The organism is Anaerobiospirillum thomasii (assembly GCF_900445255.1).
GTDB lineage: Bacteria > Pseudomonadota > Gammaproteobacteria > Enterobacterales > Succinivibrionaceae > Anaerobiospirillum_A > Anaerobiospirillum_A thomasii.
On sequence record NZ_UAPU01000005.1, the window covers coordinates 687,232 to 699,609 of the forward strand.

Consider the following 12,378-nt stretch of genomic DNA (forward strand, 5'->3'; position numbering starts at 1 on the left):
CGAGGATTTAATTATGTCACAGATCTACGATTTAAGAAATAACCCATTTGCTCAAGCCTGGATAAATTTTGATTTTAAGGTGGCTACCAAGCTGCAATGTGATCGCATTATTCAGGATTTATTTGAAACAAGTGACTCACTGCCTATGAGTTTTAACAGCAGGCAGGAGGCTCAGGAGCATCTGAATATAAGCTACAGAGCACTTTTTGAAAGAGTGGAGAGAGCCAAGTCCAGAAGCAAGGCTCATTTAGTTGCAGCAGGCTGCAAAGAATTTGAAAACATACCTGTCATCATAGAAAAAAGTGAGCTTAAAAAGTACGTGAATGTCTTTGAGCCATACATGATTAATAAAATTGTCAGTAAATGTAAGAAGTATGTGGTGATAGAGCTGCCAGCTGCCGCTGCTATCATCTTTAATCTTACATCGCGATCCAACCGCAACAAGATAAAACAGCAGTTAGGTGGCTTTACCGATAAGGGTGAACTGATTGTAGGTATAGATTTGGCCTCAGAATTACAGGAAATCTGTTTTTATCATGACACACTGCACTATCCTGTCAGTGTCCCTGTAAAGACCAATGTGCTTTTAGCCTATTTAGACTTAAGTCATCAGAGCATGTTTATAGTCTCAGAGTCCTGCTCTATGATATCCAAGCTCAATGATATGGTGGAAAGGCTTAACCAAAAAGCCCACCATGGCAGGCACTATACCTATGTTGCCCTCAAGAACACACATATCAATTATTTAAAAAGCCGTGACTCCAAGACTGATAAAAGTGATGCCACCATTTTATTTATAGCAGGCTCCACTCCCTCAAACCTGATACCTAAATCTCTTATATCTGATGAATACTGTGCCACTGGTAAAATCATATCATCTATACTCAAGGCCAAAAATCAGAGATATCAGAGTGTCATAACTGAAATTAAAAATGCAGTGCTCGAGCTTACCGGCACTGCCATAGATAAAAATGCCAATGGCGATGAGGTGTGCCGTGCCGCCACACTGTTACTGCTCTCACTTATGCCAAAGCTAAGATACTGTGTACAAAGGGTTTTATCTGATAGTGACCCTAAACATAATGAAGAGCTTATAGCTGCTGTCAGGGGACTGCGTCTTTTAGATGATGAGCAAATCAACAGAGCATTGCAGATGCGCAGCATCTGCAATGATGAAGATGTAACACCAGATTTGCAGGTAAGATTTATAGATAATGGATCCAGTGCTGATGAAATAAAAGCCGGCAAGGTTACATATAAAGGATTTGAGGGTTTAAATTTAGATTACTGTAAAGATATTGTAACAGACGGAGTGCTTACACATCTGACTCCAGCCCCTGGCTATAGCTATGAGGAGATGGATGCCATTATGTTTTACACCATGGCCTCATCACTTATTGGCAGTATACAGGAGGCTGTAATGCTGCAGATGCAGATTGAAACCCAAAAATGTGCCATAAAAGATTTAGTGGTGCCCTCCAATATTGCCATGACAGCAGCTTGTCAGATTCCTGCCATAGGCAGATATCAGGCTTTTGAGCTTGTTATCTCACTAGGTGATGTATGGCGTTTTGCCTCAGCCAAGGATGCTCAGTCATACCTGGGTATAGTTCCTGTACAGAGCTCTACAGGACATAAGCATTGTAAAGGTCGCAGGCAAAGCAGAAAAGGACGAAAGTCCTTTAAAAAGAGTATGTTTTTAGGACAGCTGGCTGAATCTATGCGCCATGACTTTGGAATATCAGATGACTGCAGCTTATGGAAAAACATATGTCATGCTGTGGCCGTCTACATTGCCATGATGAAACAGAACAAGCAATATATGCCACTTAAAAAAGATGCCGATGGCAGAAATAAAAGTAAGCTCAGGCAGTTCTCCAAGGTTAAGGTAGATGATAGATCCGATATTATTGCCTCAATACGTAAATCAAGAAGAGTATCCAAGCAAGGCATGACTGCCATGCTTTGCGGGCTGTACACAATAACCAGAGTCAAAGAGGCTCACAATTCCTGTCAGGATGAGCCTTTAATGGTTTCTGATTTTGAAAATGACACTGCCATCATGCCTACCTATCAGAACAACTACAAGCTGCCAAAAGTGGACAGCAGATATGAAAGACATCTTATAAAAGAGCGTATCAGTCATGCCCTGTTTAATGACTACAACTGCTTTTATGCCACTATTGACAGCATCTGCCCTGGCAGAGGCTCGCTTATGGGCTGGTTTGGCAACAACTATTTTGCATTTTTAGATTTGCTTATAAATGACATTTCCGCTCACTCCTATGCTTTTGCCAATACTGTAAAACACGCAGGAGCACAGGAGATTTTGAAAATTGTACAAAGAAAGGTTAATACATTTGGCAAGAAAGCCAAAAGCACTTTAAACAGCATCAAGAAGGCTGAACAATATCAGGCCGCAACTGAAATTACTCTGCAGAGCTTATAGGAGCTTTATATGCAAAGAGACTTAGATTTAAATCCTATTAACCAATAATTTGAACGAACTATAGAGTCAGGCAGTCGTGTTGACTCTTAATGTAATTCTGGGCTTCGAGCCATTTCAATAATGTAGAGAAACATGACTGCAACCCACTTTGAATGATAACTATAAATGCCATTAGCATTTAGATTTTTTATCTGAAATTCATAATATAGATGTTAGCTGCGAGCTATTAAAGCCTGAAAAAAGGCCTGTCTGACTCTAAAGTCCCCGTTCTGCGGGAGAAATTTTATGCCGTAAAAAGCTATTTTTTTGTTTTTTATGTGACCCAATTTAAGCTGAGGACAGATTTTTGCCCTCTGAATTTTTTTACGCCCAAAATTTTGGGCTTAACTGGATATAAACGCGATAAAATCAGGAATTCTATTTAAAAGAGTAGGCATTTTGATCTGTGAAAAAATTAAAAAAAGTGCTTGATTTAAGATCCAGTCCGATATAGATGCAATAGCTCTTGCACAGACAGCTGAAGGCGCCATGGATGAGATGACTACAATGCTACAGCGTATTCGTACTTTAGCTGTTCAGGCATCAAACGGTACTAACAATGCAAAGGATCGTGATGCTCTGCAACAGGAAGTAACTCAGCTATCTCAGGAAATTACCCGTATTGCCTGTCAGACCAAGTTTGGTGGTGAGCAGATTTTAGCCGCTGGAAAACAGGGTGGATTTATTCCTTCTACAGGAGTCGTAAAAATTCAGGTTGGAGCTTATAACGGCGATACTTTAAATATGAAGTTCTACAGTTTAGGATTTGCCTTAAGTGGAATTGCCTCAAATGCCGGTGTCGCACAACTTGGCGCAAATGTGAATGCTGACGGTATGATCATGACCGCTGCTGGCTCCTCTAGATTCTCTGTAAGTTCACAGACCATAGCCGCAGATTCTATTGCCGGTATTGATAAGCTTATTGCCGCTGTAGATAAGCAGCGCTCTCACCTAGGAGCTATGCAGAACCGTATGGAATCATCAATCCGCAATCAGTCAAATGTTTCCATGAACGTATCTGACGCCAGAGCCCGTATCCGCGATACAGACTTTGCCGAGGAAACAGCTGCACTTACTGCCAATCAGATATTGCAGCAGGCTTCACAGTCAATTTTATCCCAGGCTAATCAGAGACCACAGATTGCCCTGTCTCTTTTAGGTGGCAGATAAAAAATTATAAGACTTCTCTCCTGAGCAATATGTGCTCACTGGCCAGAGATTTTCTCTGGCCATTTTTCCTCATGTCTAAAATTCAAGCCCTGTTTAATATAGATGTAAGATCCATATCAGATCTCGTGCCGGCACTCATCATTTATAAAGAATAATTAAGTCTGGCTAAAGGCATTTAAAGATTTTATCTGTATTCCTATCTCTAGCTGTCAATATCATGCAGACTGTCATAGATTTTCTGCGCCAGAGCCAAAGAAATACCTGGCACCTTGGCCAGCTCATCAACACCTGCAGCCATAATCTCTCTCCTGCCACCAAGATGCTCAAGTAAAGCTTTACGCCTTTTTGCTCCCACTCCTTCAATATTTTCAAGATCGGAGGTGACTCGGGCCTTGGCTCTTTTGGCTCTGTGGCCTGTAATGGCAAAGCGGTGTGATTCATCTCGTATATGAATGACAAGCTGCAGCGCTGGATTGTCAAGCCCTAAAGAATAGCTCTGGCGGCTAAAGCCTGTAATTAAGGTCTCAAGACCTTCCTTGCGCCCCTCGCCCTTTGCCACTGCTACAATCAAAGGTACAGGCATATTGGCCTGCCTGAAGGCATTGCCTATTACCTCTTCGGCCTGACTTAACTGTCCGCGGCCACCGTCAATAAAAATAAGATCAGGATTTTCTGAGTTTTTAGGATCTTTAAAGCGACGGCTTAAAACCTGATGCATGGCGGCAAAGTCATCACCGCCTGTAATACCTTCAATATTAAAGCGTCTGTAGCGTGAGGTGTCAGGACCCTCACGGTTAAAAACCACACATGAACCTACAGTATTCTCACCTTGTGTATGCGATATATCAAAACACTCCATGCGCTCTATATTGCTTACAGACAATAAGGCCTCTAGAGCCTCTATGCGGTTTTTGGCAGTTGAGCTTGAGGCAATCTTGCTCTTAAGCGAGGCCTGCACATTGGCTATGGCAAGTTTTAAATACTTAAGTCTATCCTCTCTTACATTAAAAGAAAATTTTACCCCTACCCCTCTTACATCCTTTATAGCCTTTTGTATGGTTTCATAATCTACAGGCTCAGATGCAGTGACAATTTCAGATGGCATCATGGAGCCTCTGTTGTCTGATAGATAAAACTGCGTTAAAAATGAGGTTAAAAGCTCATCCTTATTTAAATTATCTGGCAGTTTTGGATAGTAGGATCGCGTACCTAAAATACGGCCCTTGCGGATAAAAAGCACATGCACGCAAGCTATGGCCCCTGCTATATCATGGGCAATAACATCAAGATCGGCCATGGAGTCAGAGCTTACTGACTGTGACTCCTGCACAGTGCGCAGCGCTAAAAGCTGATCGCGCACCACAGCAGCCTGCTCAAAGCGCAAAGAGGCTGAATACTTTTGCATAAGGGCTGTCATATCATTTAAAAGCTTTTGATTCTGCCCTTTTAAAAACAGACGCACTAAGTTTACCTGCTCTTGGTAATTGTCCTCTTGCTCCTGACTCATAGGCACACATGGAGCTAGACATTTGCCTATCTGTGCCATAAGGCAGGGACGCGATCTGTGGGCATAGACTGTATCTGTACACTGTCTTATAGGAAAAATCTTCTGCATAAGACGCAGTGAGTCTTTAACTGCCGAGCTGTCAGGATATGGACCAAAATACTCACCCTGTTTTTTCCTGGCGCCACGGTGAAAAAACAGCCCCGGATGTTTACTGTGTGTGCTCAAAAAGATATAAGGATAGGATTTGTCATCACGCAGCAGAATGTTATAACGTGGCTGATACTGTTTTATAAGATTGTTCTCTAAGATCAAGGCCTCGGTTTCTGAAAAGGTCACAGAAAACTCAACAGAGGCAATATGCATAACAAGAGCACGGGTTTTAGAGGAGCTTACATTTTTTAAAAAGTATGAAGACAGACGCTTTTTAAGATCGCGCGCTTTACCGACATATATAACCTGTCCCTTGCTATCATACATACGATAACAGCCAGGCTGATTGGGCACAGTCTTTAAAAAAGCCCTGGCATCAAAGACATGATCTTTTATCGTAGCATCTGTATCTTTACTGTCAGAGACTGCACCTGCTCTCTTATTGTCCTTTGCAGTATTATCCTGTGGCTGTGTAGTAACAGAGCTTTTGGTAAAATCATTAAAATCATCAAGATAACTGTCATCTATACTTACAAAATCAAGATCCTTGTCAGCCTTTGCCATGTATCAAGCCTTTGTTATAAGAGATAAAAACACAAAAAAATAAGGGCATGCAGTGCACGCCCCTAAATTATCAAAAAAGTCTCTTAATTAAAAGGCAGGGAGAATAGCGCCTTTGTATTTTTCCTCAATAAATTTCTTGGTCTCAGGTGACTGCAGAGCCTTGATCAGGATCTTCATGTCCTCACTTTGAGCACTGTCCTTGTTGGCTACAAGAATATTTACATATGGAGAGTCTGAATCCTCAATTAAAATAGCATCCTTGAGTGGATTTAAATTGGCCTGAATGGCGTAGTTGGTGTTAATCACAGCACAGTCTACATCATCTAAAGAGCGTGGCAGCTGAGCGGCCTCAATCTCTTTGACCTCAATATTCTTTGGATTGTCTTTAATATCCATTACAGTTGCAGTAATTGAGGTAGGATCGCTAAGTGTAATTAAACCTGCCTTGGCAAGCAGCAACAGAGCACGGCCGCCATTGGTTGGATCGTTAGGAATGGCAATTGAAGCGCCCTCCTTTAGGTCCTTGAGATCTTTTACAGTATTTGAATACACAGCCATAGGCTCGATATGTACAGAGGCTACTTCAACTAACTCAACACCATGATCCTGACTGAATGACTCAAGATATGGGCGGTGCTGGAAGTAATTGGCATTGAGCTCACCGTCATCTGTGGCAAGGTTTGGCTGAACGTAGTCGTTAAACTCAACTACCTTTAAATCTACACCCTGCTCTTTTACTACAGGAGCTACAAATTCCAGGATTTCAGCATGCGGTACAGGAGTTGCACCTACAGATAATGTACCTGCATTGGCTGCAAATGATGCAGCAAGAACAACTGAGCTTAAAGCTGTGGCAATAATAGTTTTCATTTTTATTCTCCTAAAAGCCAAACAATAGGACGTTATGTCCCATCCGTCTTTGCATTATGTTATTGTGACGCATGAAGAAAATTTCTAATTGAGGGCTTTAGGTCATTTCCTATGCTTGCTCTATTTTTATTCAAATTTAGCTGTTATTACAATGAATAAATTTTAAAGCCTTGTTTTGGTGCAAAAAAGACATCTTTTTTCGCAGGGGCTCAATAGTGTAAAGATAAGCAATATGTTAAAATGTACAGATCAATTATTTGCAATAGAACTGCATTTTGTGCACACATTTTTACATTTGTCAGTTCAGACATGTCACTAAAGTACTGGATTATATAAGTGATAAAGCTTTCAAATATTCAAAAAATCTATAATGAGGGCACCGCATCTGAGGTCAGAGCCCTTAAAAATATTTCGCTGCACATTAAAAAAGGCGAAATCTTTGGCGTCATAGGTCTGTCAGGTGCCGGCAAATCCACTCTGATACGCCTTATCAATCTGCTTGAAAGACCAACCTCAGGCGAGGTTATTGTTGATAATGTCAATCTGCTTGAGCTTAATGAAAATAAATTAAGAGAAAGCCGTCGCAATATAGGCATGATCTTTCAGAGCTTCAATCTGCTCTCATCTGCAACAGTTGAGAAAAATGTAGCTTTCCCCTTTGAGATAGAGGGACGTCTTGATAAAGAGCAGATTCAAAAGGAGGTCTCCTCCCTTTTAGATATGGTAGGCCTTAAGGATAAGGCCAAGATGTATCCTGCACAGTTATCCGGCGGACAGAAACAGCGTGTTGGTATTGCCAGAGCTCTTGCTATGAAGCCTAAGATCCTTTTGTGCGATGAGGCCACCTCAGCTCTCGATCCAAAGACCACATCCGAGATTTTAGAGCTGTTAAAGGATTTAAGAAAAAATCTTGATCTGACTATTGTCATCATTACCCATCAGATGGAAGTTATCAAGGAGTGCTGCGATAAGGTTGCTGTTATTGACGGCGGCGTTATTACCGAGCTTGGCTCCACCATTGATATCTTTACCGATCCTAAGATGGAGCTGACACGCCGTCTTGTGGGCTCGGCCGTACGTCGCGGCCTGCCTGAGATTCTAAAGCACACTCAGATACAGGAGAACTACACTCAAGGCTCCAAAGCTGTAGTTGAGCTTTTATTTTTAGGACCTAAAGCCGATGCCCCTGTGATTGTGGATGTGGCCAGACTTACCAACTGTCAGATAAGTATTTTAGCCGGCAATATAGATCATATTCAGGAAGAGCCTTTTGGTCTTATAGTAGTTGAGCTTGAGGGCGACAGAGAAACCATACATACAGCCATAAGTGAATTTGAAAAGCGCGTCAAGAAAGTGGAGGTTTTAGGTTATGACAACCGTATTCAACTGGCTAAATATTGATAATCAGGAGTTTATAAAACTCTTTAATCTGCTGCTTGACGGTACACTGCAGACTTTATACATGGTCTCTGTTTCATCCTTTATCTCAGCTTTAATAGGTATTCCTTTAGGTGTACTGCTGCTTGTCACCTCAAAAGGCTATTTCTGGGAGATGCCAAACTTCTATCGTATCTTGGGCGCTCTGGTCAATGCCCTGCGCTCTGTGCCTTTTATTATTCTACTTGTGGCAGTTGTGCCATTAACCAAGATCCTCGTTGGCACCAGAATCGGCACCACAGCTGCCATTGTGCCTTTGACCATAGGCACTATTCCCTTTATAGGCCGTCTTGTGGAAACCTCTTTGCGCACTGTATCTTTTGGTCTTATAGAGGCAGCCACATCCATGGGTGCCACTCCATGGCAGATTGTAAGAAAAATTCTGCTGCCAGAGGCCATGCCCGAGATTATTCAGAATATAACCATTACTGTTATTGTGGTTATTGGCTGCTCGGCTATGGCCGGAGCCATTGGCGGAGGCGGTCTTGGTGATATTGCCATACGCTATGGCTATATGCGTTTTAGAGGCGATATTATGGCCTCAACTGTCATTATTCTTATTTTAATGGTGCAGCTGGTACAGGTTTTAGGTGATTATCTGACCCGACGCTGCGATCATCGCTAGTATTTAAAACAGAGCCGTACGGCTCTGTTTTTACATGAATTCACACCCTTTACGTCTTTAAAGGCGCTCTTTTCCTGCAAATTTTTGTATTTACACAGCTTTTTGTTAAATTAACATTTGTTTTAGAGTATTATCTATATAAGATAGCTTAAGTCATATGACTTTAGGATGTGCTGCATGAAATTTGAAATGTCTAAATTTAAGCAAAAATCTGGTGCCACAAGAAAAGACAGTGCCAGGAACTTTAATAAAAGTAGCTTTAAAAATGTATCTTTAAGTGATTCAACTCTAAACTCTGATTTGCATGAGAGCAGCACTATGCCATCTGACAGTCATGCTAGCAAAGCATCATATTCTTTAAATATGCAGACAGTATCCAGCGCCCTTGAAAGTCTTGAGCGCGATGCTGTTGAAAAAAAGGCCGTTGACACACTATCAAATGGCTCTGAAGAAAAATCTGATACATCTACAGGCACAAATCAAAGTCTTAAGGGTAAAAAGGCCCTGGCTGCCTATTCTTTATTTAATACAGACAGTCACAATGAGAATGAGAACAGCCTGGAGAGTAAAGATCTCTTTAGTCATGAGCTTGAAAACTCCATGGCCATGAAAGAGAAAGAGCTGCAATCTGAAGATACAGCTATAGATGCAGCTACTGCCTTAGATTTTGATGACAGTATCATTACTGATAACAAAGATGATGTCAGGATTACAGATGCATCCTATGCTCAGGATCACAGCAGCTTTAATGGCTATGAAGGCAGTTTTGAGGCACAAGGTGAGGATGACAGTGCTTTTGATGATACAGCTGCAGCCTCATTAGATGCCATGTCCCTAAGCTCTGCTATGAACCAGCACAAGGAGCAAAAAGAGCTTGAGCTTAAACAGGAGGCACAAAAGGATCTAGATACAGCAGGCACAGCAGCAGGCTTAACCCTAGCAGATACACAAGGTTATGGCCAAAATACCTACAGCAGTCCTGAGATGCTAAAAACTGACAGCAGCAATGAGGATTTAAACTCAGCTTTATTGAATGTACCATTGTTTAGCGAGCTTGATGTCGATGCCATAAGCGATGAGGATTTTATTGTCAAAAATGAAAAGGGCACCTTTATCTACAATATCAAGACTCAGGATATTGATCATGAGCAGGGCCCTGATTATACCTTCAAGAAAAAAGAGCCAAAAGTTGCCGATCTTGAAAGCTTTGAGCTTATGGGTGATAACACCTATGAGCTTAAAAACCGTCAGGATAAGCCAAAATCGCTCATACGCAACCCTTTGAACAGTTTTAGTCCAGAGAATCTGGATAAAGCCTCTGACTTTGATTTTAAAGACTTTCATTTAGCCACAGACAAAGGTGATGGCGTATCCTTTATAGACAGTATTTTAAAGGCAGAGACTATAAGAGTGCTGCAATCTGACAACAAATCAGAGCCTGTACACGCTACACATCAAAATGAGAGTTTTAAGAGTGCCAAGGAGGCTGTCTTTAATGAGCCTCAGGACTATGCCTATTCTCAAGGAGCAGCTGGCACAAGCTCTGACACCTTCCTGCCTGATGATGCTTTTGCTCATGACAGGTATGAAACAGATGTATCCTTAAAAGAAGACAGGGCAGATGCCAATACTGTCACTTTTAATACTGATGACAATCAAAGCAGAGCCTATACTGCACAACTAAACACTAACAGAGCTTTATCCTCAACAGATGATATAAGTCTTGATATAGACACACTGTCAAATGAGCATCTGCTAAAGGCCTTTGATCATAACGATACAGAGCTTAAAAGTTTTAGCTTTGAGAGCTTTGATGGCAGCAGCGTAAGCTCTGCTCACAGCAGCAGTGTTATGACAGATGAGAATTTAGATAAGACACAGGTTCAGGATAAGAGCTTTGCCTACAGCGGCTCTGCCATACACAGTCTTGATGTGGACTTTAAAAACTCGCTGCGTGAGAATATGAAAATTCATGACAGAGGCTCTGTGCATGATGATTCTAATCTGCAAACTCTGGCCTCTGACATTAAAGAAGCCTTTGCTGCTGATAAGAGCCTTAAGGGCAATGAGGGTCTTGATGAGAGTAGCGCTCTTCCACTTGGCAAGGATAAGATCTCTTTGCAAAAAGATGAGAACACAAGAGATGGTACAAGGAAAAAAGGCGGCAGAAAAAGCCTTAAGGCTGAGCCTATCTTTTTAAAAAGCTCGGCTGCCATTGAATCCTATAAAAAAGAAGATGTCATTGCTGTGCCATCTGGCTATGAGAATACAGGCACGGCCCCTGCTGTTAGTGCTGTGCAGGATAAAAAGATCGGCATATTTAATCTTAAAGCAGATCCTGACAGGACAGTCAGTGCAGACAAGAGCGCATCTGATGCAAAAGCTGATATAAAGGCACACTCTAGGATACAGGATACAAACCTTGACAGGAGCTCTGATAAGAGTCAGGCTGCTGATCACAAGGAAGCACACAGCGCCCCTGCTGAGAATAAGGTTAAAGAGCAGACCATTATTATTCATGATGAACGCTCTGCTGTTTTAGATAAAATTGTTGAGCTTAAAGAGCAGGATCTTAAAGGTGATGAGAATATCATCAGCATGAGTGGTGATGACAGCAAACTTGCGCGCAATTTAGTGCCTGAGACGCAAAGTGCTACCTTTGGTCATTATGACAAGGTCATTAAGAAAAGCTATTTAAATGAGGTCAACATTGCAAGTCACAATGACTCAACTGCGCCACTGCCTGTGCATTTAAAATGTAAGCTTTTTGTAAGGCAGATTATTGCCTCATTCTTTTCAAATTCACTGCTGCGTATACTCTTTCCGCAGATGGCTCTGCGTCTTGGTGCTGCCTCTCCTGCCTCCATGTCGCTGCCGCTTATTGCCTTATCCTTTATCTGTGTGCTCTTTGCCACAGCAGTTTTAATCTTTACAGGCTCGCATTCATTTGCAGCTGCAAGTATCTTTATCCTGACGCTTATTTTAAATGCCAACTCGCCCTATCATGGCATTGTCAAAATAGTCTCTATAATGATCAAAAAGCGCACGGATGCCATTACCTCAGCAAGTATTGTACTGGTAGGTGCTCTTTTATTTATCTATGGCTTTAAAACCCTGTATATTGTAGCTACTCCATTTGAGGTTATAGTGCTCTATACCCTCTCCATGACTGTATCTGCAACCTTTGCCTCAACCATAGCCTTTACGCTAGGTCAGGATCCTGTAGACTCCTTTGGTCAGATGTCAAAGACAGGCTTTGCCTTTTGTCTTATGCTTATTGTGCTGCCTTTATATGCCATGCTCAATATAGTTGTAGCCACCTCTATTTTAGGTACTGCTTTATTTGTAAGAACATTACTTGATCTTATCTATCACAAGGTGGGCTTTACAGCATCAAGAGTCAATGTCTATGCCACAACCTTTTTAACCTTTTTAGCTGTGCTTATAGACTGCATTATACTTGGTGTGCACAATGACTTTTTCAATGAGCACTTTGCAGCCTTTGTAGCCTCCTATCATCTTGAAACATTATTTCCTTATCTATTTGAAATAGGCATTGTCTCATAA

General features: G+C 41.6%; 7 protein-coding genes. 5 read left to right on the forward strand and 2 right to left on the reverse strand.

Translation table 11 applies throughout. The annotated features are described in order from the left end of the window. The first annotated feature begins 13 nt into the window (after positions 1-13). Positions 14-2,449, forward strand: a complete 2,436-nt coding sequence (locus DRZ93_RS03190; RefSeq protein WP_113745809.1) for a transposase — start codon at positions 14-16, stop codon at positions 2,447-2,449. Between the two features lie 528 nt (positions 2,450-2,977). Beyond that, positions 2,978-3,658 carry a flagellin gene (locus DRZ93_RS03195; RefSeq protein ID WP_113745810.1) on the forward strand — a complete coding sequence of 227 codons (681 nt, stop codon included), beginning with the start codon at positions 2,978-2,980 and terminating at the stop codon, positions 3,656-3,658. Between the two features lie 202 nt (positions 3,659-3,860). Here the strand turns inward: DRZ93_RS03195 and uvrC are convergent, their stop codons facing one another. Next, entirely contained in the window at positions 3,861-5,879 is a 2,019-nt protein-coding gene (gene uvrC / locus DRZ93_RS03200) for an excinuclease ABC subunit UvrC (protein WP_113745811.1), read from the reverse strand. A gap of 87 nt (positions 5,880-5,966) precedes the next feature. After that, the gene (locus DRZ93_RS03205) at positions 5,967-6,749 is read right to left on the reverse strand and encodes a MetQ/NlpA family ABC transporter substrate-binding protein (protein WP_113745812.1); all 783 of its coding nucleotides are present in this window, start codon (positions 6,747-6,749) and stop codon (positions 5,967-5,969) included. 336 nt (positions 6,750-7,085) lie between these two features. Between DRZ93_RS03205 and DRZ93_RS03210 the strand changes: the two genes are divergently transcribed. The 3 genes from DRZ93_RS03210 (at position 7,086) to DRZ93_RS03220 (ending at position 12,378) form a co-directional block, all read left to right on the forward strand. Further along, a complete protein-coding gene (locus DRZ93_RS03210) occupies positions 7,086-8,150 on the forward strand; it encodes a methionine ABC transporter ATP-binding protein (protein WP_113744697.1) in 1,065 nt (354 codons plus the stop codon). Further along, complete coding sequence (locus DRZ93_RS03215) at positions 8,119-8,811, forward strand: methionine ABC transporter permease (protein ID WP_113744698.1); 693 nt, start codon at positions 8,119-8,121, stop codon at positions 8,809-8,811. Before DRZ93_RS03210 ends, DRZ93_RS03215 begins: the two co-directional genes overlap by 32 nt. Before the next feature lie 177 nt (positions 8,812-8,988). Continuing rightward, positions 8,989-12,378 carry an ABC-2 transporter permease gene (locus DRZ93_RS03220; RefSeq protein WP_113745813.1) on the forward strand — a complete coding sequence of 1,130 codons (3,390 nt, stop codon included), beginning with the start codon at positions 8,989-8,991 and terminating at the stop codon, positions 12,376-12,378.